Annotated in this window: 22 protein-coding genes and 1 tRNA gene; 5 read left to right on the forward strand and 18 right to left on the reverse strand. The window is 66.8% G+C overall.

Going from position 1 to position 25,266, the window contains the following annotated elements; translation table 11 throughout:
- Window positions 1-719, reverse strand: a 719-nt coding sequence (locus tag AAY78_RS04175; RefSeq protein ID WP_156172610.1) for a hypothetical protein, incomplete at its 3' end; no start/stop codon positions are given.
- A gap of 438 nt (window positions 720-1,157) precedes the next feature.
- Entirely contained in the window at window positions 1,158-1,697 is a 540-nt protein-coding gene (locus AAY78_RS04180) for an MOSC domain-containing protein (protein ID WP_046747104.1), read from the reverse strand.
- A gap of 66 nt (window positions 1,698-1,763) precedes the next feature.
- On the opposite strand from AAY78_RS04180, the gene AAY78_RS04185 reads away from it, so the two are divergent.
- Together AAY78_RS04185 and AAY78_RS04190 are read left to right on the forward strand one after the other, a co-directional pair.
- Window positions 1,764-2,234 carry an HIT family protein gene (locus tag AAY78_RS04185; RefSeq protein WP_046747105.1) on the forward strand — a complete coding sequence of 157 codons (471 nt, stop codon included), beginning with the start codon at window positions 1,764-1,766 and terminating at the stop codon, window positions 2,232-2,234.
- A gap of 37 nt (window positions 2,235-2,271) precedes the next feature.
- Window positions 2,272-2,820, forward strand: coding sequence for an AAA family ATPase (locus AAY78_RS04190; RefSeq protein ID WP_046747106.1), 549 nt, complete (start codon window positions 2,272-2,274; stop codon window positions 2,818-2,820).
- Here AAY78_RS04190 and AAY78_RS04195 read toward each other — a convergent pair.
- The 3 genes from AAY78_RS04195 to AAY78_RS04205 are packed head-to-tail and all read right to left on the reverse strand — an operon-like array spanning window position 2,783 to window position 4,252.
- Window positions 2,783-3,364: a GNAT family N-acetyltransferase gene (locus AAY78_RS04195; RefSeq protein ID WP_046747107.1), complete on the reverse strand. Its 582-nt coding sequence runs from the start codon at window positions 3,362-3,364 to the stop codon at window positions 2,783-2,785. The two genes, AAY78_RS04190 and AAY78_RS04195, sit on opposite strands and share 38 nt — an antisense overlap.
- 15 nt (window positions 3,365-3,379) lie before the next feature.
- Window positions 3,380-3,835, reverse strand: a complete 456-nt coding sequence (locus AAY78_RS19160; RefSeq protein ID WP_052748642.1) for a GNAT family N-acetyltransferase — start codon at window positions 3,833-3,835, stop codon at window positions 3,380-3,382.
- A 48-nt stretch (window positions 3,836-3,883) separates the two neighbouring features.
- Entirely contained in the window at window positions 3,884-4,252 is a 369-nt protein-coding gene (locus AAY78_RS04205; protein WP_046747108.1) for a VOC family protein, read from the reverse strand.
- Window positions 4,253-4,324: 72 nt separating this feature from the next.
- Between AAY78_RS04205 and AAY78_RS04210 the strand changes: the two genes are divergently transcribed.
- Window positions 4,325-5,650, forward strand: a complete 1,326-nt coding sequence (locus AAY78_RS04210) for an MFS transporter (protein WP_046747109.1) — start codon at window positions 4,325-4,327, stop codon at window positions 5,648-5,650.
- A 27-nt stretch (window positions 5,651-5,677) separates the two neighbouring features.
- Here the strand turns inward: AAY78_RS04210 and AAY78_RS04215 are convergent, their stop codons facing one another.
- The 7 genes from AAY78_RS04215 to polA form a co-directional block, all read right to left on the reverse strand.
- Complete coding sequence (locus tag AAY78_RS04215; protein ID WP_046747110.1) at window positions 5,678-6,490, reverse strand: arginase family protein; 813 nt, start codon at window positions 6,488-6,490, stop codon at window positions 5,678-5,680.
- A gap of 81 nt (window positions 6,491-6,571) precedes the next feature.
- Window positions 6,572-7,318: a formylglycine-generating enzyme family protein gene (locus AAY78_RS04220; RefSeq protein ID WP_046747111.1), complete on the reverse strand. Its 747-nt coding sequence runs from the start codon at window positions 7,316-7,318 to the stop codon at window positions 6,572-6,574.
- 25 nt (window positions 7,319-7,343) lie between these two features.
- Window positions 7,344-8,099, reverse strand: coding sequence for an SGNH/GDSL hydrolase family protein (locus AAY78_RS04225; RefSeq protein WP_174799774.1), 756 nt, complete (start codon window positions 8,097-8,099; stop codon window positions 7,344-7,346).
- A gap of 61 nt (window positions 8,100-8,160) precedes the next feature.
- Window positions 8,161-9,513 (reverse strand): MFS transporter, encoded by a 1,353-nt coding sequence (locus tag AAY78_RS04230; RefSeq protein ID WP_046747113.1) that lies wholly within the window; start codon window positions 9,511-9,513, stop codon window positions 8,161-8,163.
- A 47-nt stretch (window positions 9,514-9,560) separates the two neighbouring features.
- Entirely contained in the window at window positions 9,561-10,595 is a 1,035-nt protein-coding gene (locus AAY78_RS04235) for an LLM class flavin-dependent oxidoreductase (RefSeq protein ID WP_046747114.1), read from the reverse strand.
- A 54-nt stretch (window positions 10,596-10,649) separates the two neighbouring features.
- On the reverse strand, window positions 10,650-12,326 hold the full coding sequence (locus AAY78_RS04240) for a DUF885 domain-containing protein (protein WP_046747115.1): 1,677 nt from the start codon (window positions 12,324-12,326) through the stop codon (window positions 10,650-10,652).
- A gap of 41 nt (window positions 12,327-12,367) precedes the next feature.
- Entirely contained in the window at window positions 12,368-15,001 is a 2,634-nt protein-coding gene (gene polA / locus AAY78_RS04245) for a DNA polymerase I (RefSeq protein WP_046747116.1), read from the reverse strand.
- Window positions 15,002-15,046: 45 nt separating this feature from the next.
- Here polA and AAY78_RS04250 point away from each other — a divergent pair, with 45 nt between their 5' ends.
- Window positions 15,047-15,475, forward strand: a complete 429-nt coding sequence (locus tag AAY78_RS04250) for a hotdog fold thioesterase (RefSeq protein ID WP_046747117.1) — start codon at window positions 15,047-15,049, stop codon at window positions 15,473-15,475.
- Here the strand turns inward: AAY78_RS04250 and AAY78_RS04255 are convergent.
- Window positions 15,450-16,025 carry a GNAT family N-acetyltransferase gene (locus AAY78_RS04255; protein ID WP_046747118.1) on the reverse strand — a complete coding sequence of 192 codons (576 nt, stop codon included), beginning with the start codon at window positions 16,023-16,025 and terminating at the stop codon, window positions 15,450-15,452. The two genes, AAY78_RS04250 and AAY78_RS04255, sit on opposite strands and share 26 nt — an antisense overlap.
- Before the next feature lie 2 nt (window positions 16,026-16,027).
- Entirely contained in the window at window positions 16,028-16,648 is a 621-nt protein-coding gene (locus AAY78_RS04260; protein ID WP_017830602.1) for an ANTAR domain-containing response regulator, read from the reverse strand.
- Between the two features lie 101 nt (window positions 16,649-16,749).
- On the opposite strand from AAY78_RS04260, the gene AAY78_RS04265 reads away from it, so the two are divergent.
- Window positions 16,750-16,832 (forward strand) — tRNA-Leu (locus tag AAY78_RS04265).
- A 51-nt stretch (window positions 16,833-16,883) separates the two neighbouring features.
- On the opposite strand, the gene AAY78_RS04270 is transcribed toward AAY78_RS04265, so the two are convergent.
- The 4 genes from AAY78_RS04270 to gltB all read right to left on the reverse strand — a co-directional run bounded on the left by AAY78_RS04270 (window position 16,884) and on the right by gltB (window position 25,139).
- Window positions 16,884-17,540: an alpha/beta hydrolase gene (locus AAY78_RS04270; RefSeq protein WP_231589651.1), complete on the reverse strand. Its 657-nt coding sequence runs from the start codon at window positions 17,538-17,540 to the stop codon at window positions 16,884-16,886.
- A 109-nt stretch (window positions 17,541-17,649) separates the two neighbouring features.
- Complete coding sequence (gene pyk / locus AAY78_RS04275) at window positions 17,650-19,098, reverse strand: pyruvate kinase (RefSeq protein WP_046747119.1); 1,449 nt, start codon at window positions 19,096-19,098, stop codon at window positions 17,650-17,652.
- Between the two features lie 58 nt (window positions 19,099-19,156).
- The gene (locus tag AAY78_RS04280) at window positions 19,157-20,623 is read right to left on the reverse strand and encodes a glutamate synthase subunit beta (RefSeq protein ID WP_046747120.1); all 1,467 of its coding nucleotides are present in this window, start codon (window positions 20,621-20,623) and stop codon (window positions 19,157-19,159) included.
- On the reverse strand, window positions 20,616-25,139 hold the full coding sequence (gltB, locus tag AAY78_RS04285) for a glutamate synthase large subunit (protein ID WP_127012969.1): 4,524 nt from the start codon (window positions 25,137-25,139) through the stop codon (window positions 20,616-20,618). Before gltB ends, AAY78_RS04280 begins: the two co-directional genes overlap by 8 nt.
- Window positions 25,140-25,266: the final 127 nt, after the last annotated feature.

The following is a 25,266-nucleotide window of genomic DNA, read 5'->3' on the forward strand; positions in this document are numbered from 1 at the left end:
CCCGCCTTGACACTTTCCGCCGGGAACTCGATCCGCCTTTCGATGTCAATGTCGAGGATCATCGTCTCGGTGTACGTCTGACCTGCCGTCGAGTCGTAAGTCGCGGTGACCTCATACCTGCGCGCAACGTTCGCCGGTGCATCGAACAACTGTGGAAGCCGACCTAAGAACCAAACATAGCTGTTGCTGTTCGGCCTGAGAGATGGAAAGCTCACACTGCCGTCGAAGATAGCGTTGATCCCATCGAGGTGCTGGTCCATCATCCCCGTGATGAAAAACTCCTCCATGGACTGGAACGGCACGTCGACACTCAGTCGGACATTCAACGCCGGACTACTTCCGATGTTCTTCACCGCGATGTGCATTACGCCTTCTGTGTCCGCGGATCGTTCCTTGCGCACTTGCCGGTCCGCATCGAGGAAAACGAGAACGCGGGGCCTGCTGAGTTCAAGGTTCGCGTCACGCGCCAGGTCGTTCGCTCGTATCAGCTGTCTATTAGACGACTCCACCTGACGAATCTGGAACCATGCGAATGCTAGGGCGACGAGTACGGTAGCGCCGAATAAGGCCTGCCACTCGTCCGCAGTCGGCATGCTTTCGAATCGCCACCACGCCCCCCAGATGGCTGCGGATATGCATAGGAGGATGAAGGCTAGCAGAGGTATGCCGCCAGCTAACAGGACCACCTTGAATCGTGGCGAGAGTTTGTTCCACATCATTGCGAACTCTATCGCTTCTGCGCGACCCTGACGCATAACGAAGACGCCCAACTCGCTCGACGCATTCGTCAGACAACGGCATGATCCAAGAAGAAGTGCACAGCTGTGAGAAGCTCGCTGATAGTAACTAGGCGACTCCAGCTTGCGGAAGCAGATGTTGGTTCCCCGCGACGGGCGATACCGCCGCAGATCCTTGAAGACATGACCGTCGGTCGGTAATCCTCGAGGACCTGGAGCGTCGGAGAATCCGACCGTCGACGCCAGGACCAGCGGATTCCGTCCGACACAAGGCACCCTGGGACGGATGGATCGCCTCAATCCGACCTGTCACGGAGACTACATCGCACGCACGCTGCGCCTCTTGCTGGCTGGAGCCAGCTGGATAGGTCCAGAAGTGATAAGGGAACTATCCAGCTAGCCGAAAGCAGCCCGTCCCCCTCAGACTCGCGTGAGCGGGAGATGCGGGTGCGGTGGCAACTCGACATCGATCGGATCTCCCGCAGCCACGCGCCCACCCCGCGACACGATGCCCATCACGCCGGCGAGGCGGACGACCTTGCCGTCACCGGCGTTCCGCACCACCTGCTTGAGCAGCCCCGACTGGAATCCGTTGATCTGCTGGCACGGATTGCGAAGCCCCGTGACCGTCACCACAGTCTCTCCGATTCGCAGTCGTGATCCGACAGGCACCGCGAGCAGATCGATGCCCTGCGTCGTGATGTTCTCGCCGAGGTCCCCTGGAGCCACGAGATGGCCACCCTCCTTCAGGGTCTCGAAGAGCTCGCCGTGGATCAGGTGCACCTGCCGGAGATTCGGTTGGGACGGATCGGCGGCCACCCGCGATCGGTGCTTGACCGTCGCTCCACAGTGCGCATCGCCGTCGACGCCCAGACCCTCTAGCAGCGAGATGGATCCCCGTGTCTCCTTGCTGAACGTGTGAGAAGCACTGGAATGGACCGCGACGACCCGAGCAAGCATGTCTTCATTGTTCCACGAGCCATCCAGCCGCTCACCGTGCGATGATCGGGGCGTGAGTCCCCCCCTATGCATGCGCCCGCGGGCTACGTCTGCCCGTTCTGCGCTTTCCTCGAGGGCACGCATGACGATCACAACCTGCCCACAGACGTGGTCGCTGTCACTGAACGCGCTTACGCCCGGATCGCTCCGAAGTGGTGGCCTGGGAACCCGGGCGCGGTGCTTGTCATCGCTCGGACGCATGTGGAGAACATCTACGACCTTTCGCCGTCGGACAGCGCGGCGGTGTGGGACCTCACCCAGAGAGTCGCCATCGGCATCCGCTCCTCGTACGGGTGTGAGGGCACCTCGATCCGTCAGCACAACGAACCCGCCGGTGGCCAGGACGTCTGGCACCTTCACGTTCACGTTTTTCCCCGCCACCCGGACGACCGTCTGTACCAGCGGCATGATGACGCCGAATGGGTCGATCCGGCTCACCGCCAAGCCTTCGCGACCAGGCTCAGGACAGCCCTGGGCATGCCGTTCCAGCTCACCTGACGCCCGTCAGACCCGAGAGCATTGCGAGAATGGCCCGATGGCTCCCACAGGCAGCGGCTCCACTCGTCTCGTCATCCTCCGCGGCGATGCGGCATCGGGGAAGACGACCACGGCAACGTCGTTGCGCACAGCGCTGGGCGCACGCGTCGCTCTGATCTCTCAGGATCACTTCCGCCGCGAGCTCCTCCATGCGCCGGATCGGCGGAAGCTCTCCCGCGACGCCAGTGTCCTCCTCGTCTCCACCGCCCGCCAGGCGCTCGACCTCGGGTATGACGTGATCCTCGACGGCGTGTTCAATCTGCGCGACTACTCGGAGGCGTTCGAACGGTTGTACCGAGACCACCTCGGGTCCACACGCATCTACCAGTTCGATGTCGGCCTCGAGGAGACGATCCGCCGCCACGCGGGCCGGCAACTTGCCCAGGAATTCGGGGAGGACAAGATCCGCGAATGGCACGATGGGTGGCAGCCACTCCCCTGGTTCGATGAACGACGGATCGGCCCCGAGATCGGTACCGATGAGCTGGTATCGATCATCGTGGAGGATCTCAGGGGCCCGGCACTCCCCTCCCCTGGGCCGTCATAGGCTCGCCGCGAAGACGGCTGTACACGAACATATCCCTGCGCTCGTGGCCGATCCTCTGCCAGGAGCGAAGCAGCCCTTCCCGGGTGTATCCCGCGCGTTCCGCCGTCCGAAGCGAGCCATCGTTGACCGGATCGATGTGCAGCTGCAGCCGGTGGATCTCCGGCACACTCCATGCCCACTCCGTGAGGGTCTGCAGTGCGCTCAGCGCGTGCCCCCGGCGGCGGCGCGACGGTCTGATCCAGTAGCCGATCGTCGCCCGACCCTGGTCCCGCTCGCGAAGCCACAGCCCGATCTGGCCCACGCATTCTCCGTCGACCTCGATCGCGAAGGAGTACCCGACGCCGGTAGCGGCACGTTCGTGCTGTCGCTCCAGCCACTCCTCAGCGAGGCCGGGATTGGCCGCGGTGGGAACGGTGGTGACATCCGTGATCGCTGGATCCGATGACGCCTCCCGCACAGCATCGGCATCACCGGCCGCGAACGGACGAAGGACGATGCCACGAGCAGATATCCGTGGGACGATCAACCCTGTCGATTCCGCCATCACCCGCCTCTCCCCTCAGAGGCCGACACTGAACGTGATCATGGGCTCGCCGCCGAGCGGATGAGGGACCGGACCGGAAACAGGCCGGAATCCCTGCAGCTCATAGAGCCGGACGGCGGGGTTTCCTCGCCGCACAGCGAGCTCGACCGTGGAGTACCCGGCGTCCTTCGACGCCCGTATCGCGTCCTTCAACAGAGCTCTTCCCATCCCCTTGCCGGAGGAAGCAGGGAGCACAGCGATCCGCTCCAGCAATGCCATGGTCTCGTCACCGGATTTCGGTGCCGTCAGAGCGAACCCAGCGAGAGGCTCCCCTGCCAACGCGAACCGCAGGAGAGGCCCGTCGAACAGCTTGCGCATGCGGGCGGCGACTGCGGCCGCGTCGACCTCTCCATCGCGGTGTCGAAGAGCCTGCACCCAGAGATCGACACATCTCGCGATGTCGTCGGTAGTACCCGCGGTGATGTCCGTCATACGGGCAATCGTCGCACGCTCGAAAGGTCCGACGCCGCGAACCGGGCGCTAGTGCGCGGACCACACCCCGAGCTCGGTGCCAGACGGATCCGCGAAGTGCAGCCGACGCCCACCCGGGAACTCATACGGCTCCTGCAGGATCTTGCCCCCGGCCGCCACGATGGCCTCCTTCGTGGCGTCGAGGTCCTCGGAGTAGAGCAGCACCAGAGGGCCGCCGGCGGGACGCACCTCGTCGGCGAGCAGCAGACCACCGGCCTCGTTCCCGTCGGCGCGCGGAGACACGATCCCCGCATAGCCCGGGCCGTAGTCGTTGAAGTGCCAGCCGAACGCATCGGCGAAGAAGCGCTTCGAGACATCGAGGTCGGTGACGACGAGCTCGACGTAATCGAGTGAGTGATGCAGAGGTGTGCTGGTCATGGCGCCAGGGTAGCTCCCACCTGCGACATCACAGATCTCATCTGCGATGTCGCAGAGGAGTAGCGTTGAGGGGTGCCGCAGGTCTCCCACTCCCCCGTCTCCACACCGGGGTGGCGGGCCTGGCTGATCTGGTCGGTCGGCGTCGCCGCCTATGTGCTCGCGATCACCAACCGCACCTCGCTCGGGGCTGTCGGCGTCGAAGCGGCCGACCGGTTCCAGGCCGACGCTTCCACGCTGGCCCTGTTCGCCGTGGTCCAACTCGCGGTGTACGGCGGGATGCAGATCCCCGTGGGAATCCTGCTCGACCGTTTCGGATCCCGGCCGATCATGACGATCGGGATGCTGCTCATGGCCGCCGGCCAGTTGACCATGGCTCTCTCCCCCAGCATCGGCATCGCGATCGTCGCACGCGTTCTGCTCGGCGCCGGAGATGCCGCCATCTTCCCCGCCGTGCTGCGCCTGGTTGCCACCTGGTTCCCCGCGCAGCGAGGACCCCTCATGGTGCAGTTCACCGGCATCATCGGCCAGGCAGGGCAACTCATCGCGCTCGTCCCCGTCGCCGCGCTGCTGCACGCCACCACCTGGACGATCACCTTCGGCAGCATCGCCGGGCTCGGGGTGCTGTTCACGATCCTCGTGGCGCTCGTCATCCGCAACCACCCGGTCGAGCGCGGCGCCGATGTCACGGTGAACACCGACACGGGAGTCGTGCGCGTCGTCACCTCAGCGATAGATACCGGCGTCGGCATACGCGCCGCCTGGGCGCACCCAGGGACCCGCCTCGCCTTCTGGTCGCACTTCACCACGCCGTTCGCGGGAACCGCGTTCGTGCTCCTCTGGGGTATGCCGTTCCTCACAGCGGCGGAGGGCCTGGATGCTGCACACGCCGCAGGCATCATCTCCGTATATGTCGTTGCCGGAATGCTTCTCGGTCCCATCATCGGCGACCTGTCGCGTCGACTGCCGAACCATCGCTCTCTCGCCCTCGTGCTTCCGGCCGTGGGGGTTCAGATGGCAGCGTGGATCTCTGTCATCGCCCTCCCCGACACCGCACCGCTCTGGCTCCTCTACCTCCTGGCGATCGCTCTCGGGACCGGTGGTCCCGCCTCGATGATCGCCTTCGACCACGCCAGAACGCACAACCCGACGCACCGCCTCAGCACCGCCACCGGCGTCACGAACGCCGGAGGTTTCATCGCCGCGCTCATCGCCATCTTCCTCATCGGTCTCGCGCTCGATCTGCAGGGCGCCGGCACGCCGGAGACCTACTCGCTGGAAGCCTTCCGGATCGCATTTCTCATGCCGATCCCGCTCTGGATCATCGGCACCGTCTTCATCCTCGTCGAGCGCAAACGTACGCGTGTCCGCATGGGGCTCGACCCCGAGCGCGGTCGCTGACGCGGCACCCGGACAGCGTTCACAAAATCAGCGCAGGAGGTGCTGCAAAGTCTCGATCACGAGCTCCACGCTGAGATGCTCAGGGACTTCCGCGTCTCCCGCCTCGAACTCTGCGAGCTCCACGCCCTGCACGGCACCTACGGGCAGTGCGGCGAAGATCCCGGCGATCTGATGCGGCAGCAGCCCGCCCCCGATGCGATAGGCCGCAGGGATGTAACCGGGCTCGAGCACGTCCCAGTCGACGTGTATCCATACCGGTCGTCCGGCGATGATGTCGACGATGCGTTCAGGCGTGCTCTCTGCCGGCCGAAGTACGGTGACCCCTGCCTCCGCCAGAAGGTCCCCCTCGGCGGGGTCGATGTCCCGGCCACCGACGACGATCACCTGCTTCGGGTCGATGCCGGAACCGTGGCCGCTGTCCCAGAGGCCGCACGCCGCGGCGAGCACCATGCCGCCGAGGTACCCTGACTCCGTCGTCTCCGGGGTGTTGAAGTCGCCGTGCGCGTCGATCCACAGCACCACCGCATCCGGGTGATGCTCCGCGACCGTGGGGAGCGTGCCGAGGCTCACAGCGCAGGTGTTGGTGATCAGCAGGGGTGTCGTCCCAGCGGCAAGGGCGTCCTGCAGCGCCGCCCGGATCCCCTGGAGCGTCTGCTCCGCCTCCGGCAACGCCTTCGTCCAGTCATCGACGACACTCGGGGTCGGAGTGCCGATGGTCTGTGCTTCGATCGACATCAGGGACGACACCGCCTCGCCCACTCTGCGCGCGCCGATCAAGGCGCCGTCGGTACGGTCGGCCACCCGGCCCTGGGAGACGATGAGCGAATAGGAGGATGCCATGTCCCCCAGCCTGGCATCAGCACAGCCAGCGGGACAAATGCGCTCCTCGCGCATATGTCGCCGATGAAGAATCGGGGCGCCTCAGCCGCGGCGAGGAGTCCATCCCGATGGAAGCGGGCCATCCTGGAAAGCGCGCTCTCGATCGCTTCGCGCCGACCAGCCCTGTGCCTGATCCGTGGTGTCGAAGGCGCCTCGAGCGAGCCTCAACCCCACGTCGTCGTGATGCATACGCGGCGCTCCCCCTCGACGAACGGATGCCCGAACGCTCCAGGCGTCGTCGGCGAAGCCGCCTCCGCGGAACACCCGGTAGTCGTCGTAGCGGGCGGGGTCGAGCAGGTCCCAGCACCACTCCCAGACGTTGCCGAGCGTGTCGAAGAGCCCGTTGAGATTCGGGAGCTTCCCGCCCACGTCCTGTGGCGAGGCCACCCCGTCCGCCGCCGTCCAAGCCGCATCCGCGAGCGGCGCATAGTGAGGGCCCGTCGCGCCGGCACGACAGGCGAACTCCCACTCCGCCTCTGTGGGCAGCCGGTATCCGTCCGCGGTCGTATCCCACGTGACGACCTCGCCGTCGAACGAGTAGCTCCGTTCCAGCCCCTCCCACTCCGACGCGGCATTGCAGAAATGCACCGCTCGCAACCAGCTGAGATCCGCGGCGGGGCGGCGGGGATGCCGTGCGGGAAAGCCGAGCACCTCGGCGAGCTGTTCCTCCGTCACCGGGTACACACCGATCTCGAATGGTTCGAGAGCGACATCGCGCCTCTCCTGCCTGCGAGCATCATGCAGCGACACGGTGCCGGCACTGATGGCCGCGAGCTCGAAGTCACTCACCGGATTCGGCAACTGTCGGACGACGTCATGCGGGAACCCGTTCTACCCACGACGGGTACTTCGCCGCGCGGCCGTCTCCCGACGACGTCCTGGTCACACGCCGCCGCACCCAGGGCCCGACGAACTCGCGGTAATAGGCGAGGCCGGAGGGGCCCGTACCGAGCCGATCGCTCGGCGCCCACCACGTCTCCGGAGGCTCGTAGCCGAGAGCGTGCAGCACGCGGGCGGCCACACGGTGGTGACCCGATGCATTCATGTGCAGCCTGTCCTCCGCCCAGTACGCGCCGCGGGAGAGCTCACGGTCGGGCCAGTTGAGCGCACGGATCACGTCGGGACGATCTTCGACGCGACGCAGCACGGCCTCGGACAGCAGATCACCCCGCCGCTGCACGAGAGAGCCCATCGGGAGCTGACCACTCGGGTTCGCGCCGGAGAGCAGGATCATCGTCACCCCCTCCTCGTCGCATCGGCGCAGCACCCGGCTGAAGGCGTCGGCGATGTGCTCGACGTCGGTACGCGGGCGCAGCATGTCGTTGCCACCGCCGTTGAACGAGAGATGCGTGGGACGCAGGGCGAGCGCGGGTTCGAGCTGCTCTTCCACGATCGGCCAGGCGAGCTTGCCCCTGATCGCGAGATTCGCGTACTGGATGGGGTGCCCGGCGGCGTCGGCCCACCCTTGAGCCGCCAGGTCGGCCCAGCCGCGCTCCCGTCCGTCCGGGAGGACATCACCCACACCCTCGGTAAACGAGTCGCCGATCGCCACGAACCGCACATCTGCCATCATCCCAGCCTATTGCGGGACGACGACGCACGGCGCCGGGACCGGATGGGTCGCCCCCGCCTCAGCGGTCGTCGAGAGCCTGGCCGCCGCGATCGACGAGTCCCCACGCCGCAGCCGCAGCACCGAGGAAACAGACCCCGAAGACCGCGAACAGGAGCGGCGCGCCGCCGCCGACCAGGAGGATCGGGACAGAGAGCGGTGCGACGATCGATGCGATGCGCCCCACTCCAGCGGCCCAGCCCGCGCCCGTGCCCCGCAACGAGGTCGGATAGATCTCCGGGGTCACCGCGTACAGGGCACCCCAGGCGCCGAGGTTGAAGAACGACAGCGCCATGCCGGCGGCGATGATGGTGCCCTCCGTCGTCGCCGTGCCGAAGACCACGGCAGAGACCGCCGAGCCGAGGAGGAAGACGGAGAGCGTCAGTCGACGGCCCCAGACCTCGATGAGCCACGCGGCCACCGCGTAGCCGGGGAGCTGAGCCAACGTGATGATGAGCGTGAACCCGAAAGACCGCACCAGATCGAACCCGGCATCGACGAGGATGCTCGGGATCCAGATGAACGCTCCGTAATAGGCGAAGTTCACACCGAGCCACACCAGCCAGAGACATAGTGTGCGCAGTCGGAACTCCCGATTCCAGAGTGTCGCCAACCGTGCGCGGGCGGTGACGGCGATCGCTCGTAATGCCGGCTCCTTCCTGATGGCCGGAGTCGCCTCCACCCGCGCCTCCGCCTCGAACGCGGAGACGATGCGGTCGGCCTCTGCGATCCGTCCCCGCGACGCGAGCCAGCGAGGCGACTCGGGCATCCGCCACCGCACGAAGAGTGCGTACACCGCCGGGATGGCCCCGAGGGCGAACGCCCAGCGCCAGCCATCCTCCGAAGCGGGTATGACCAGGAACCCGATGAGAGCAGCTGCCGTCCACCCGAGTGCCCAGAACGCCTCCAGTACGACGATCAGGCGACCGCGGATCCGGGCGGGGGCGAACTCGCTCACGTAGGTCGATGCCACAGGAAGCTCGGCGCCGAGCCCGAGGCCGACGAGGAATCGGAGAACCAGAAGCGCCGCAAGCCCGCCCACGAGCGCGCTGGCTCCGGTGGCGAGGCCATACACGAGCAACGTCAGAGCGAACACCTGCCGTCGTCCGTAGCGGTCCGCCAGGAGACCGCCGAGCGTCGCACCGATGGCCATGCCGATGAACCCGACGGAGGCGATCCAGCCCGCCTCGCCCTTGGACAGCCCCCACTGCTGCGTGAGGGCCGCGAGGATGAAGGAGATCAGACCCACGTCCATCGCGTCCAGCGCCCAGCCGAGACCGGAACCCGTGAGCAAGCGGAGATGCCGACGCGTGAAAGGCAGGACGTCCAGGCGCTCAGCCAACGATGAGCGGCTCGGCAAGGCGGTGTTGGCCATGCTTCTCATCGTAAAGCCGAGCGCCGGGCGTCCTGCGCTCGATGACGTCAGTCCTGCGAGGCGAGGATCCGCTTCACGCGTGGGATCACCTCGGTGCCATACAGCTCGATGCTGCGCATCATCGACTCGTGCGACAGGGTGCCCGTGGCGTACTTGAGGTCGAAACGCCCGAGGCCGAGCGTCGTGATGGTGTCGGCGATCTTCGCAGCGACCCGGTCCGGCGACCCTGCGTAGATCGCCCCCTCAGGTCCCACGTCGTTCTGGAAACGTGCACGGCTGTACGCCGGCCACCCGCGCTCTCGGCCGATGGTGTTGTTCATCGCCTTGAATCCGGAGTAAGCGGCATCCCAGGCTTCCGCGTCTGTCGCGGCGATGTGGCCAGGCGAGTGCACCGAGACGGGATGCGACGTGGTACCGAACGATGCGACCGAGCGATGGTACAGATCGACGAACGGCTTGAACCGCACCGCCGGCCCCCCGATGATCGCGAGCATGAGGCCGAGACCGTGGCGAGCGACACGGACGACCGACTCCGGGCTTCCGCCCACACCGACCCAGGTACGCAGACCCTTCTCGGTCTTCGGGAACACGTTCGCGTTCTCCAACGACGGACGCATCGTTCCCGACCAGGTCACCGGCTCCTCCTTCAGGAGCTCCACGAACAGTTCGAGCTTCTGCTCGAAGAGCGCGTCGTAGTCTCGCAGGTCATAGCCGAACAGGGGGAAGGACTCGATGAAGGAGCCACGCCCGAGCACCACCTCGGCCCGGCCGTTCGAGAGCGCGTCCAGCGTCGAGAAGCGCTCGAACACGCGTACGGGGTCGTCGGAGGACAGCACCGTGACCGCCGTGCCCAGCCGGATGTTCTCCGTGCGCGCGGCGATCGCCGCCAGCACCATCTCCGGGGCGGACACGGCGAACTCGGTGCGGTGATGCTCCCCGACCCCGAAGAAGTCCACGCCCACGGAGTCTGCGAGTTCCGCCTGCTGCACGATGTTGCGGATCGTCTGCGCCCCCGTGAGGAGCTCCCCGTCCGCGTCTCGCGTGATGTCGCCGAACGTGTCCAGTCCGAATTCGATGCCCATGTCATCCCTTCCTATTCAGATGAATGAACACGTGACCGTCCGGCCGCATTCCCGTCAGCGCGGGAGCAGAGCGGTGCGCAACGTGTCGAGCCCGACGCCGCCCATATCGAGCGCCCGCTTGTGGAAGTCCTTGAACGAGAAGGCATCACCTTCCGCCGCGCGAACACCATCGCGGACCTGCTCCCAGATGCGCTGGCCCACCTTGTACGACGGCGCCTGTCCCGGCCAACCCAGGTAGCGGTTCACCTCGAACTGCACGAACTGGTCCGACATGTTCACGTTCGCGCGCATGAAGTCCAGCGCGTACTCCGCGTCCCACACACCTGTGCCGTCGAGACGGGGCTTGCCGAGGTGCACGCCGATGTCGAGCACCACACGGGCCGCCCGCATGCGCTGACCGTCGAGCATGCCGAGTCGATCGGCGGGGTCGTCGAGGTAGCCGAGCTGCTCCATGAGGCGCTCGGCGTAGAGCGCCCAGCCTTCTGCATGGCCGGACGTGCCTGCGAGCAGACGGCGCCAGGAGTTGAGCTCTGCCCGGTTGTAGACGGCCTGCGCGATCTGCAGGTGATGTCCGGGGACGCCCTCGTGGAACACCGTGGTGAGCTCGCGCCAGGTGTCGAACTCGGTGACGCCTTCGGGGACTGACCACCACATGCGACCGGGACGCGAGAAATCGTCCGTGGGCCCCGTGTAGTAGATGCCGCCCTCCTGGGTGGGAGCGATCATGCACTCGAGTGTGCGGATCGCCTCGGGAATGTCGAAGTGCGAGGCGCCCAGTTCAGCGACGGCCCTGTCGCTCGTCTCCTGCATCCACTTCTGCAATGCGTCGGTGCCGACGAGCTTGCGTGCGGGATCGGCCTCGAGATGGGCGACGGCCTCCTCGACCGACGCACCAGGGAGGATCTCGTTCGCGATGGCGGTCTGCTCCGCCACCATGCGGGCGAGCTCTTCACGACCCCATTCGTACGTCTCGTCGAGGTCGATCGTCGCGCCGAGGAAACGGCGGGAGTTGAGGGCGTACAGCTCGCGGCCGACGGCGTCGACCTCGCCCGCGACGGGGGCGAGCTCCTCGGCGAGGAAGCGGCGGAGTTCGTCGTAGGCGACGCGTGCAGCTGCCGAGTTGTCCGCGAGCGTGCGTGCGAGGGAGGCCGGGAGCTGGCCCTCCTCCGGGTCGGCCTCGGCGACGAAGGCGGCGAAGAACCCGTCGTCGGCCGTGTAGCGGTCGATCTGTGTCGCGACCTCGACCACCTGACGACGCGCCGGCGTCACTCCCTCAGCGATCCCGGTGCGGAGCGTCTCGACGTATCCGCGGAGCGCATCCGGAACCGCGGCGAGACGGGTCGCGATCACGTCCCAGTCCTCCACGGTCGCAGTGGGCATCAGGTCGAAGGCGGCGCGCACGTCCTGCGCCGCCGAGGCGATGACGTTGAGGTCACGAAGGTGCCACTTGGCATCGTGGAGTTCGAGATCGAGGCGGAGCTCGGCGCTGAGATCGGTCTTCGTCACCTCGTCGATCGCGTCGACGGGCTCGAGTGCCGAGAGACGGTCGAGTGTCGCGCGGGTGGCTGCAGCGATCTCTTCGTGCCCCTGCGGGCTCAGGTCGCCGAAGCGGTCGTTCACCTCGTCGCGGCCGATGTACGTCCCGAGTGTGGGAGCCAGTACCGCGATCGTGTCGACCCATTCATCGGCGACGGCGTCGATGGCAGAGGGGGTGCGAGGAGCTGAAGTCATACCTTTCAGCCTAATCCCCGGCCCCCTCCCACCGCCGGAGGTCAGTGCGCGGCTTCGTTCCAATCGCGACCCCGACCGACCTGCACATCGAGCGGCACGGACAGCTCGGCAGCATCGCCCATCCGCGCGCGGACGATCCGCTCCGTGGCGTCCCACTCCCCCGGCGCGACCTCGACCACGAGTTCGTCGTGGATCTGCAACAGCACCCGCGAGGAGAGGTTCTCGGACCGGAGGTCGTCGTGGATGTGCAGCAGCGCGATCTTCATGATGTCGGCGGCACTGCCCTGGATCGGAGCGTTGAGGGCGGCCCGCTCGGCGTTCTCGCGGAGCACGCGGTTCGGACTCGCGAGGTCGGGGAACGGTCGACGGCGGCCGAAGATGGTCTCGGTGTAGCCAACCTCCTTCGCCTTCATCACGGATGCACGCAGGTAGTCGCGCACGGCGCCGAACCGCGCGAAGTACTCGATCATGAGCTGCTTGGCTTCGGACTGCTCGATGCGCAGCTGCTTGGAGAGGCCGAACGCGGAGAGCCCATAGACCAGACCGTAGGACATCGCCTTGACCTTGGTGCGCATCGCCGCCGTGACATCGCTCGGCTCGACACCGAACACGCGCGCTCCGACGAAACGGTGCAGGTCTTCCCCGCTGTTGAAGGCCTCGATCAGCCCCTCGTCGCCGGAGAGGTGCGCCATGATGCGCATCTCGATCTGGGAGTAGTCAGCGGTGAGCAGAGCCTCATACCCTTGGCCCACCTCGAAAGCACTGCGGATGCGGCGTGACTCCTCGGTGCGCACCGGGATGTTCTGCAGGTTCGGGTCGGTGCTCGAGAGCCGTCCGGTCTGGCTTCCCGTCTGCACGTACGTGGTGTGCACACGGTGGTCGTCTCCGATCGCCGAATCGAGCGACTCGATGATCTGGCGCAGCTTCGTGGCCTCACGGTGCTGCAGCAGCAGGCTCAGGAACGGATGCGGGTTGCTCTCCTGCAGATCGGCGAGCACCGCAGCGTCGGTCGAGTAGCCGGTCTTGGTCTTGCGGGTCTTCGGCAGCTGCAGGTCTTCGAACAGCACCTCCTGCAGCTGCTTGGGCGAGCCGAGGTTGAACTCGCGGCCGACGACGGAGAACGCCTCCTGTGCGAGGCCCTCCGCTCGGGCCGCGAGCTCACCCGAGAAGGTCGACAGCACGTCGTGCGACACGGCGACACCCGCGACCTCCATGTCGGCGAGGGTGAGCAGCGTGGGCAGCTCGATGTCGTCGAGGACCTTCGCGACCGACTCCGGGATGTCCTCGCGGAGAGCATCGGCAACTCGCAGAGCGAACCACGCCTCCTGAGACGGCGTCGCACCCTCGGTCTCGGGGACGAGCTGGGAAGGATCGGCCTCGGGGAGCTTCTCCCCCAGGTAGCGCTCGACGAGGTCGGAGAGGGTCTTGTCGGGGAAGCTCGGTCGCAGCAGCCAGCCGGCCAGACTCGTGTCGTATGCGAGCCCGCGAAGGCGGATGCCCTGGCGGATCAGCGCCTTCACCTGCGGCTTCGCGTCGTGGAGCACCTTCGGTGCGTCGGACTCCAACCATCCGCGCAGAGCGCCCGCGGCCTCATCCGACCAATCGGCTTCACGTACTTCGGTCAGCGTGGCAACACCGATGCGTACGGGGACACCGCCCTGGGTCGTGACGCGGAGCGCGACATCGCCTTCCTGCGCCGCAGCCCAACTCGCGAGGTCGGCCGCAGGCACCTCGACGGGCACCGGGAGCACCACGACGGAGGCAGGGTCGTCAGCGACGTCGCCGGCACCGACGGCCTCGAACACCCGCGGCAGCAGGGTGCGGAACTCGAGACGGGCGAAGATGTCGCGCACGGCCTGCGCATCGATCGGTGCGACGGCGAGGTCAGCCGGGCCCACCGGAAGCTCGACGTCGGTGAGCAGACGGTTGAGCTTGCGGTTGCGACGGACGTCTTCGATGTGGTCGCGGAGGTTGCCTCCGACGACGCCCTTGATCTCGTCGGCGCGGGCGATCAGTTCATCGAGCGAGCCGAACTGCGTGAGCCATTTGACCGCCGTCTTCTCGCCGACCTTCGGCACGCCGGGCAGATTGTCGCTGGTCTCGCCCACGAGCGCGGCGATATCCGGGTACTGCTCGGGTCGCACCCCGTAGCGCTCCTGAACGGTCGCCGGGTCGTAGCGCTTGAGTTGGGAGACCCCCTGCACCGACGGATACAGCAGCGTGACGTCTTCGTTGACGAGCTGGATGGTGTCGCGGTCTCCCGAGACGACGAGCACTTCGAAGCCCTGTTCGGCACCTTGGGACGCGAGGGTGGCGAGGATGTCGTCCGCCTCGATCCCCTCCTTCGTCAGGACCGGGATGGACATGGCGGCGAGGCAGTCCTGCAGCAGCGGGATCTGCCCCTTGAACTCCTGCGGCGACTCGGACCGTGTGGCCTTGTACTCGGGGTACTCATCGGTGCGGAAGGAGTGCCGCGAGGTGTCGAAGGCGATCGCGAGATGCGTCGGCTTCTCCGCCTTGATGAGGTTGACCAGCATCGACAGGAACCCGTAGATGCCGTTCGTGTGCTGCTTGTCCTTGGTCGTGAAGTTGTCGACCGGGAGCGCGAAGAAGGCGCGGTAGGCGAGCGAGTGGCCGTCGACGACCATGAGGGTAGGCTTTGCGGAGTCCGTCACCCTGTCAGCCTAACGAGGACGACGGACACCCGCTGAGGAGGATGCATGGGCGATGTCGCGATGAGCGAGGGACTCGACTGGGCGACGGCCCGGGGAATGGGCGCCCTCGCCGAGAAGATGGGCATGGAGTTCGTCGAGTTCAGCGTCGAGCGCTGCGTCGCGACGATGCCGGTCGAGGGCAACACCCAGCCCGTCGGACTCATGCACGGCGGGGCCTACGTCGTGCTCGGAGAGTCACTCGGCTCGATGGCTGCCAATCTGCACGCCGGTGCCGGAAGGCTCGCTGTCGGGGTGGACATCAATGCGACGCACACGCGATCGGCGACCTCGGGCCTGGTCACCGGCGTCTGCACGCCCGTGCACCTGGGACGGAGCATCACGGTGCACGAGATCGTGGTGACTGACGATCAGGGTCGTCGTTGCTCGACCATCCGCATCACCAACATGATCAAGGACCTTCCCGCCGGGCGCTGAGCGGTTCCTCCAGCAGGCGCTGGAACAGCAGATGATCCTGCCACTCCCCCGCGATCAGGAGGTACTTCGGTGCCATCCCGATGCGCTCGAATCCGTTTCCGAGCAGCACCCGCTGCGAGCCGAGGTTGTGCAGCAACGTGGCCGCCTGGAGTCGGTGCAGCCGCAGCTCGGTGCGGGAGTGCTCGATCACCCTCGCGACCGCGCGGCTCGCGAGCCCACGGTGCACGCGCGTCGCATCCACCCAGTAACCGAGGTCTGCGCTCCAGAACGCCCCGCGGACGATGTTGTTGAGGTTCATCCGTCCGCGGATCTCACCATCGTCGGACTCGATCACGAAGCGGATGCCGCGTCCGGCCGATGCGTCGTCCACACAGTGCTGTGCATGCGCCTCCTGCGAGGCGACGGTGAAGAACGCCTCCGAGCGCGTCGGCTCCCACGGCGCGAGATGCTCGCGGTTCGCCAGATAGGCACGCGAAAGGGCGGCCCCGTCGCCCAGGCGCACCGGCCTGAGGATGTGCTCGGAATCGAGCCGGAAGGATCCGGCGCTCACCGCTACTTCTTGGGAGCGAGCTGCTCGATGATCGCCTTCGCGACGTCCTGCATCGTGAGACGACGGTCCATGGAGGCCTTCTGGATCCAGCGGAAGGCCTCGGGCTCGCTCAGCCCCATCTTCTCGTTGAGCAGACCCTTGGCCCGGTCGACGAGCTTGCGGGTCTCGAAGCGCTCGACCATGTCGGCGACCTCTGCCTCGAGCGTGATGATCTGCTCGTGGCGGGCCAGCGCGATCTCGATCGCCGGAAGAAGGTCGTTCGGCGTGAACGGCTTCACGACGTAGGCGAGGGCACCGGCCTCGCTGGCACGCTCGACGAGCTCCTTCTGGCTGAACGCCGTCAGGAGCACGACCGGGGCGATGTTCCCCTTGTGCAGCTTCTCGGCCGCGCTGATGCCGTCGAGCTGAGGCATCTTGACATCCATGATGACCAGGTCGGGGCGGAGCTCAGTGGCCAGAGCGACCGCGGTCTCCCCGTCACCGGCCTCGCCGACCACATCGAAGCCGTTGTCGCGGAGGATCTCGACGATGTCGAGACGGATCAGCGACTCATCTTCGGCGACGACGACGCGTCGGGGTGCGGATGACGTGGGCTGCTCAGCCTGCTCTTCTTGCTCTGTCACACACCCATCCTAGTGGAGTGCCCCTGTCTGCAGGCCTCAGGCGCTCGGCGCGGACGGTCGTGCCTCCTGCTCTGCGCTAAAGTCGTAGACGCGACACACGAGCCGGCGTGGCGGAATGGCAGACGCGGAGCACTCAAAATGCTTTGTCCGAAAGGGCGTGTGGGTTCGAGTCCCACCGCCGGCACCCAACATCGATCGAACGAACGCGCGAATTCTGGCGCGGGCGACTGACCGGCTATTCCGCGAGCATCGCGAGCTCCGCCAGAACGCGTGGATGCGCGAGGATCCGGAAGTGCCCGCCCGTATCGAGGCGCACGTTCTTGGCGCCGGCCAGTTCGCTGCCTTCGGGGATGTGAGGGTCGAACGCCGCGTACACAGAGACGATCCGCTCGTTCACCGTCACCTGCTGCGCCAGATCCACGATCGACGGGTCGCCCGGTGAGAACGCACGGAGCGTTCTGGAGAGCATCAACCGCGCATAGCGCGACCCGCCGAACGGTGCGGCGATCGCGAGCATCGACCGCACGCGCGTGCCCGCCGGACCGGTCATCACGGTCTTCCCCGCAAGGCCGCCCTTGCTGTGCGCGACGAGGATCACGTCTTCGAGCCCGCGCTCCTCGAGGAACGCCGCCACGACCGCAGCCATCTCGGCCACAGGACGCTCATTCCGGTGGAGCGCGTCGACGATGTGCACCGGATGACCACGTTCATGCATCGCGACGACGAGCGGCTGCAGGAACCGCCAGGTCTCGTAGACGCCGGGGAGCACGACGATGTGTGCAGCATCCCCGGAGACGAAAGACGACGGATCGGTGCGGTCGAATGCCGCACGGACCTGCCAGTACCCCGCGTACGCGTAATCGGCTATCCACCATCGCGCGTTCCTCAGCACGCCGATGACGGCCTCCTTCGACGGCGATGCGTATCCATGCCTGAAAGCTACCCGAAGCGGACGACAGAGGGGGCAGGACCGAAGTCCCACCCCCTCTGGATGACGTACGTCAGACGCCGGCCTTGTAGATCGGCGCGGCACCGTGGATCGCATCGCCGACCTTGTGCACGCGAAGGTCGTTCGTGGATCCGACGATTCCGGGAGGGGAACCGGAGATCACGACGACCTTGTCCCCTTCTTCTGCCAGACCGTTGCCGAGCAGGTACTCATCGACCTGGTGGTACATCAGGTCGGTGTGCTGGACCATGTCGACCAGCGTCGAGCGGATACCCCACGTCAGCGCCATGCGGCGACGGATGCCGGGCTCCGGGGTGAAGGCGATCATCGGGATGCGCGAGCGCAGACGCGACAGACGACGGGCGGAGTCACCGGACTGCGTGAAGACGCAGAGGAACTTCGCGTCGACGAACTCGGCGACCTCGAGCGCGGCGAGGGTGATCGCACCACCCTGCGTGCGGGGCTTGGTCGTGAGCGGCGCGATGCGCTCCAGGCCGTGCTCCTCAGTCGACTCGATGATGCGCGCCATGGTCTCGACCACGACGACCGGGTAGTCTCCCACGCTGGTCTCGCCCGAGAGCATCACAGCGTCGGCGCCGTCGAGCACGGCATTCGCGACGTCAGACGTCTCGGCGCGAGTCGGCACAGGGCTGTTGATCATCGACTCGAGCATCTGCGTCGCGACGATGACCGGCTTCGCCATGCGGCGGGCGATCTCGACGGCGCGCTTCTGCACGATCGGGACTGCCTCGAGCGGCAGCTCGACACCCAGGTCGCCGCGGGCCACCATGATCGAGTCGAACGCGTCGATGATCTCCTCGAGCGCGTCGACCGCCTGCGGCTTCTCGACCTTGGCGATGACGGGGACGCGGACGCCCTCCTCCGCCATGATCTCGTGGACGCGGATGACATCCGCGGCGTTGCGCACGAAGGACAGCGCGATCAGGTCGGCGCCGATGCGCAGACCCCAACGGAGGTCCTCCTCGTCCTTCTCGCTCAGCGCGGGCACATTCACGGCGACGCCGGGCAGGTTGATGCCCTTGTTGTTCGAGACCGCCCCGGCGACGATGACCTTGGTGGTGACCGTCACACCGTCGGTCTCGACGACCTCGACGCGGACCTTGCCGTCGTCGATGAGGAGGAAGTCACCGGGCTTGACGTCCTGCGGGAGTCCCTTGAACGTCGTTCCGGAGATCTCCTTGTTGCCGATGATGTCCTCGGTGGTGATCTTGAAGATGTCGCCCTTGGCGAGTTCGTAGGGTCCGCCCTCGAACTTGCCGAGACGGATCTTCGGACCCTGCAGGTCGACGAGGATCGCGACGGGGCGACCAGCGTCCTCAGCGGCACGGCGCACGTTGGCGTAGTTGTTCTCGTGCACGGAGTAGTCACCGTGGCTGAGGTTCAGTCGGGCGACGTCCACGCCCGCATCGATCAGTGCGCGCACCGTCTCATAGGTGGAGGTGGCGGGGCCCAGGGTGGCGACGATTTTCGCGCGTCTCAAAGATTGCTCCAGGGTAGAAGTGGGGGATGGTGAATCAGGCGACGGTGCCGGCCTCAGCCTACGCGGGCTGGAGTCCGATCGCGACATCGCTCGGACGCACCGGCTCCGGGAGCACGGTGGTGCCCATCAGGAACCGGTCGACGTTGGCCGCGGCTGCACGCCCCTCGGCGATGGCCCACACGATGAGCGACTGTCCACGACCGGCGTCGCCGGCGACGAACACGCCCGGCACCGTCGACTCGTAGGAGGAGTCGCGCCGGAACGCACCCCGATCGGTCACCTGGGGAAGCGTCTCCTCGGTGTAGCCGTCCTGCTCCGGTCCGGTGAAGCCCATGGCGATCAGGATGAGATCGGCCGGGATCTCCCGCTCGGTGCCGCTCTTGGGCACACGCCGACCGTCGACGAACTCCGTCTCCGCCACGCGCAGTGCACGGACCTCGCCGACGTCGTTGCCGAGGAACTCGACGGTGGAGGCGAGGAACACGCGCTCTCCGCCCTCTTCGTGAGCGGAGGAGACCTCGAACAGGGTCGGCATCATCGGCCACGGCTGGTGGTCGGGACGGGTGTCTCCCGGCTGCTTGCCGATCGCGAGGTTGGTGACGCTGAGTGCGCCCTGCCGGTGCGCGGTTCCGATGCAGTCCGCACCCGTGTCGCCACCGCCGATCACGATGACGTGCTTGCCCTCGGCGCTGATCTGATCCGTGACCTTGTCGCCCGCCACCGCATGGTTCGACTCGACGAGGTACTCCATGGCGAAATGGACGCCGTCGAGGTCGCGGCCGGGGATCGCGAGGTCACGCGGAACCGTGGAGCCTGTGGCGATCACCACCGCGTCGTACCGGGCGCGCAGGTCCGGCCAGGAGATGTCCTTGCCGATCTCGACGCCGGCGCGGAAGCGGGTGCCCTCCTCCTGCATCTGGCGAAGGCGGGACTCGAGCTGCGTCTTCTCCATCTTGAAGTCGGGGATGCCGTAACGCAGCAGTCCGCCGATGCGGTCGTCACGCTCGAAGACCGCGACGGTGTGCCCGGCACGGGTGAGCTGCTGGGCAGCGGCAAGCCCCGCAGGACCGGAACCGACCACCGCGACCGTCTTGCCTGTGAGCCGCTCCGGCGGCTCCGGCTCGACCCAGCCCTTCGAGAAGGCCTCGTCGATGATCGAAACCTCGATCTGCTTGATCGTCACAGCCGGCTGGTTGATACCGAGCACGCACGAGCTCTCGCACGGCGCAGGGCAGAGCCGCCCCGTGAACTCCGGGAAGTTGTTCGTCGCGTGCAGGCGCTCGATCGCCGCGCGACCCTCGCCTCGCCACGTCAAGTCGTTCCACTCCGGGATCAGGTTGCCGAGCGGGCACCCTTGATGGCAGAACGGCACGCCGCAGTCCATGCAGCGCCCTGCCTGACGGCGCAGGACCTGCTTGTCGCCGGGCTCATAGACCTCTTTCCAGTCCATGATGCGCACGGGAACGGGGCGACGCGCGGGAAGCTCCCGCTCGGTCACCTTCAGAAAGCCTTTGGGGTCAGCCACCGGTCACCTCCAGGATGCGGTTCCACACGATGTCGCCGTCGGGGTCGATCCCCTCGGCCAGCGCCTCCTCGCGCATGCTCCGCACGGCGGCGAAGTCACGAGGGAGCACCTTCACGAACTCTGCGGCTGCCGCCTCGAAGTTCTCGAGAAGACCCGCGGCCCGCGGCGACGCGGTGCGCTCGACGTGCGCGACCAGCAGGCTCCGCAGCACTTCGAGATCCGCGCGGTCGAGCGACTCGAGGAGCAGCTCGCCGCTCCCGAGCGACTGCGCGTTCACCTTGCTGGTGTCGAGGGCGTGCACGTAGGCCACTCCCCCGGACATCCCCGCGCCGAAGTTCCGCCCGGTCGAGCCGAGGATCACCGCGAGCCCACCGGTCATGTACTCCAGAGCGTGGTCGCCCACGCCCTCGACCACGGCGGTCGCACCCGAGTTGCGGACGAGGAAACGCTCGCCGACGACGCCCGAGATGAACATCGTCCCCGAGGTCGCGCCGTAGCCGATCACGTTGCCGGCGATCACGTTCTCGTGCGGCGCGATCTTGGAGCCTCGCGGCGGACGGATCGTGATGTCGCCGCCCGAGAGTCCCTTGCCGACGTAGTCGTTGGCATCGCCCTCGAGCCGCAGGACGATACCCGGCGGCAGGAACGCCCCGAGCGACTGACCGGCGGTGCCGTGCAGAGTCACGTCGATGGTGCCCTGCGGCAGACCGGCTGCTCCGTGCCGTGACGTCACCTGATGACCGAGCATGGTTCCGACGGCACGTTCGGTGTTGGCGATGGGCAGCTCGACCACGACGGGCTCGCCGTTGAGCAGAGCGCCCTTCGCGATGTCGATCAGCTTCACGTCGAAGTGCTTCTCGAGCTCGTGGTCCTGGGTGCGTGCGCTGCGACGCGGTTCGCCAGCCGGGAACACCGGGCCTTCCAGCACCGGAGTGAGGTCGAGCCCCTCGGCCTTCCAGTGCTCGACCGCGGCGTTGACCTCGATGAGGTCGGCACGGCCGACGATCTCGTCGATCGAGCGGTAGCCGAGTTCGGCGAGGAGCTCGCGCACCTCTTCGGCGATGAACTCCATGAAGTTCACGACGAACTCGGGCTTGCCCGTAAACCGCTCGCGCAGAACCGGATTCTGCGTGGCGACACCGACGGGGCACGTGTCCAGGTGGCAGACGCGCATCATGATGCAGCCGCTGACGACGAGCGGAGCGGTGGCGAAGCCGAACTCCTCCGCGCCCAGCAGCGCACCGATGATGACGTCGCGGCCGGTCTTGAGCTGGCCGTCGACCTGCACCACGACGCGATCCCGCATGCCGTTGAGCATGAGCGTCTGCTGCGTCTCCGCGAGGCCGAGCTCCCACGGTGTGCCCGCGTGCTTCAGCGAGTTCAACGGGCTCGCACCTGTTCCGCCGTCGTGACCCGAGACCAGGATCACGTCGCTCAGCGCCTTCGCGACACCGGCGGACACCGCGCCGATGCCCGACTGGCTCACCAGCTTGGTGTGGATGCGGGCCTCGGGGTTCGCCCTCTTCAGGTCGAAGATCAGCTGCTTCAGGTCTTCGATCGAGTAGATGTCGTGATGCGGCGGCGGGGAGATCAGTCCCACACCGGCCGTGGCGTGACGGGTACGCGCAACCCAGGGGTACACCTTGGTCGGCGGCAGCTGGCCTCCCTCGCCGGGCTTGGCACCCTGGGCGAGCTTGATCTGGATGTCGTCCGCCTCGGTGAGGTACAGGCTCGTCACCCCGAACCGCCCCGACGCGACCTGCTTGATCGAGCTGCGACGCTCGGGGTCGACCAGGCGGTCCGGGTCCTCGCCGCCCTCGCCGGTGTTCGACTTCGCGCCGATGCTGTTCATCGCGACGGCGAGCGTCTCGTGCGCCTCCTTGGAGATGGAGCCGTAGCTCATCGCCCCCGTGGAGAAGCGCTTGACGATGGCGGAGACGGGCTCCACCTCGTCCAGCGGCACGGGCTTGCGAGTGCCGGTGCGCAGCGTGAACAGTCCGCGCAGGGTCTTCAGCTCGGCGGCCTGCTCATCGACGAGCTTCGTGTACTCGCGGAAGATGTCGTAACGTCGTGTCCGCGTCGAGTGCTGCAGCTTGAACACCGTCTCCGGATTGAAAAGGTGCGGAGAGCCGTCGCGGCGCCACTGGTACTCGCCGCCCGTCCAGAGCCTCTCGTGCGCACGTGCTGCCGCATCCTCCGGATAGGCGTAGTCGTGGCGCGCCTGGTTCTCGGCGAAGATCTCCTCGATGCCGATGCCGCCGAGCTTCGACTCGGTACGCGTGAAGTACGCGTCGATGAACTCCTGGCTGAGGCCGACCGCCTCGAACACCTGAGCACCGGCATAGGACGACACGGTGGAGATGCCCATCTTCGACATGATCTTCAACACGCCCTTGCCGAGCGCGTAGATCAGGTTCTTGACGGCCTTCTCGGTCGTGATGCCCGTGATGTAGCCGGTGCGCACGAGGTGCTCTACCGTCTCCATCGCGAGGTACGGGTTGACGGCGGAGGCACCGTAGCCGATCAGGGTCGCGACATGATGCACTTCGCGGACGTCTCCGGCTTCGACGATGAGACCGACCTTCATGCGGTTCTCGCGCCGGATGAGGTGGTGGTGGATCGCCGAGACCATGAGCAGTGACGGGATCGGTGTCAGATCCTTGTTCGAGTCACGGTCCGACAGGATGATGAACTCGGCACCGTTCTCGATGGCCTCGTCCACCTCGGCGCACATCTCGGTGAGCCGGTCGGCGAGCGTCTGAGGGCCGGCGTCGAAGTGGTAGAGGCCGCGGATCGTCGCGCTCGATCGACCGGGCATGGCCTTGTCGATGTGGCGGATCTTCGCGAGCTCGTCGTTGTCGATCACCGGGAAGTCCAGAGACACCGTACGCGTGTGCTCCGGCCCCCAGGTGAGCAGGTTGCTCTCCGGCCCGAGGCCCAGCTTGAGGCTCGTGACGACCTCTTCGCGGATCGAGTCGAGCGGCGGGTTGGTCACCTGGGCGAACTGCTGGGTGAAGTAGTCGAACAGCAACCGCGGACGCTTGCTGAGCACGGCGATCGGCGTGTCAGAGCCCATCGCGCCGAGCGGCTCGACACCGGTCTGACCCATCGGCGTGAGGAGGATGCGGACCTCTTCCTCGGTGTAGCCGAAGGTCCGCTGACGACGGGTGATCGACGCCGGCGGGTGCACGATGTGCTCACGCTCGGGAAGCTCGGCAAGACGCACGGCTCCGGCGTCGAGCCACTCCTGCCACGGGTGCATCGTGGCGAGATCGTGCTTGAGCTCGCTGTCCTCGATGATCCGACGCTGCGACGTGTCGACCAGGAACATCTTGCCCGGCTGCAGGCGGCCGCGACGCTTGATGCGCTCCGGTTCGAACTGGAGAACGCCGGTCTCGGATCCGATGACGACCAGTCCGTCGGTCGTCTCCGTCCAGCGTCCAGGACGCAGTCCGTTGCGGTCGAGCGTCGCGCCGACGAGGGTCCCGTCCGTGAAGATGAGAGCGGCCGGTCCGTCCCACGGCTCCATCTGGTTGGAGTGGTACTCGTAGAACGAGCGCAGCTCCGGAGAGATGTCGGCCTGCTTCTCGTAGGCCTCCGGCACCATCATCATGATCGCGTGCGGCAGGCTGCGCCCGGTCAGCGTGAGCAGCTCGAGCACCTCGTCGAACGAGGCGGAGTCGCTGGCGCCGTCGGTGCAGATGGGAAGCAGCGGCGTGATGTCGCCGAGGAGCTCGGATTCCAGCTGCGATTGGCGGGCGCGCATCCAGTTGCGGTTGCCGCCGACGGTGTTGATCTCGCCGTTGTGGGCGAGCATGCGCAGCGGCTGCGCGAGCGGCCACGACGGGAAGGTGTTCGTGGAGTAGCGGGAGTGCACCACGGCGAGCTCCGAGGCGAAGCGCTCGTCCTGCAGGTCGGGATAGAACGGCTCGAGCTGCAGGGTGGTGACCATGCCCTTGTACCCGAGGGTGCGGGCGGAGAGCGAGACGAAGTAGGCACCGAGTTCGTGACCGGCGCGCTTGCGCAGACGGTAGGCGACGCGGTCGAGCGCGATCCCCGTGAGGGGCGCATCGGAGTGCGTCGCTCCGCCCGCGCTGACGAAGAGCTGCTCGAACGCGGGACGCGCCTCATCGGCGAGCTTGCCGAGGTTCTCGTTGGCCGTGGGCACCTCACGCCAGCCGAGGACGCGAAGCCCCTCGGAACGGGCGATCTTCTCGATGCCGGCCTTCTGCTGGCGGCGCTCGCTGGAATCGCGAGGCAGGAACGCCAGTCCTGCGGCGTACTCCCCCACCGGCGGCAGTTCGAACCCGACCACGGCGCGGAGGAACGCATCGGGCATCTGCGTCAGGATGCCGGCGCCGTCCCCGGTGCCCGCATCCGAGCCGATGGCTCCGCGGTGCTCCAGGTTGCGCAGGGCCTCGAGGGCCAACGCGATGATGTCATGCCCGGCTTCGCCGCGCAGGGTCGCGACCATGGCGAGGCCGCAGGCGTCCTTCTCGAACGCCGGGTTGTACATGCCCTGCTTCGGGGGGTATGCGCCGGAGGCGCCGTAAGGGGGCTGGAAGTACACCAGTTACCGTCCTCAGATCTTCGAGTGAAACCCGGGGACGACGTCGGCCCGCTCGTTCAGTGCAATGGTTCTC

Source organism: Microbacterium sp. Ag1 (genome assembly GCF_001005635.1).
In the GTDB taxonomy this organism is placed as follows: domain Bacteria; phylum Actinomycetota; class Actinomycetes; order Actinomycetales; family Microbacteriaceae; genus Microbacterium; species Microbacterium oxydans.

What these genes read in the sequence shown, in the direction of transcription:
- AAY78_RS04190 (WP_046747106.1), top strand. Translation starts at nt 2,272, where the DNA reads ATGGCTCCCACAGGCAGCGGCTCCACTCGTCTCGTCATCCTCCGCGGC.
- AAY78_RS04215 (WP_046747110.1), bottom strand. Translation starts at nt 6,490, where the DNA reads ATGGCATCCTCCTATTCGCTCATCGTCTCCCAGGGCCGGGTGGCCGAC.
- AAY78_RS04225 (WP_174799774.1), bottom strand. Translation starts at nt 8,099, where the DNA reads ATGGCAGATGTGCGGTTCGTGGCGATCGGCGACTCGTTTACCGAGGGT.
- AAY78_RS04185 (WP_046747105.1), top strand. Translation starts at nt 1,764, where the DNA reads ATGCATGCGCCCGCGGGCTACGTCTGCCCGTTCTGCGCTTTCCTCGAG.
- AAY78_RS04195 (WP_046747107.1), bottom strand. Translation starts at nt 3,364, where the DNA reads ATGGCGGAATCGACAGGGTTGATCGTCCCACGGATATCTGCTCGTGGC.
- AAY78_RS04205 (WP_046747108.1), bottom strand. Translation starts at nt 4,252, where the DNA reads ATGACCAGCACACCTCTGCATCACTCACTCGATTACGTCGAGCTCGTC.
- AAY78_RS04230 (WP_046747113.1), bottom strand. Translation starts at nt 9,513, where the DNA reads ATGGCCAACACCGCCTTGCCGAGCCGCTCATCGTTGGCTGAGCGCCTG.
- gltB (WP_127012969.1), bottom strand. Translation starts at nt 25,139, where the DNA reads ATGTACAACCCGGCGTTCGAGAAGGACGCCTGCGGCCTCGCCATGGTC.
- AAY78_RS04240 (WP_046747115.1), bottom strand. Translation starts at nt 12,326, where the DNA reads ATGACTTCAGCTCCTCGCACCCCCTCTGCCATCGACGCCGTCGCCGAT.
- AAY78_RS04235 (WP_046747114.1), bottom strand. Translation starts at nt 10,595, where the DNA reads ATGGGCATCGAATTCGGACTGGACACGTTCGGCGACATCACGCGAGAC.
- AAY78_RS04180 (WP_046747104.1), bottom strand. Translation starts at nt 1,697, where the DNA reads ATGCTTGCTCGGGTCGTCGCGGTCCATTCCAGTGCTTCTCACACGTTC.
- AAY78_RS04250 (WP_046747117.1), top strand. Translation starts at nt 15,047, where the DNA reads ATGGGCGATGTCGCGATGAGCGAGGGACTCGACTGGGCGACGGCCCGG.
- AAY78_RS19160 (WP_052748642.1), bottom strand. Translation starts at nt 3,835, where the DNA reads ATGACGGACATCACCGCGGGTACTACCGACGACATCGCGAGATGTGTC.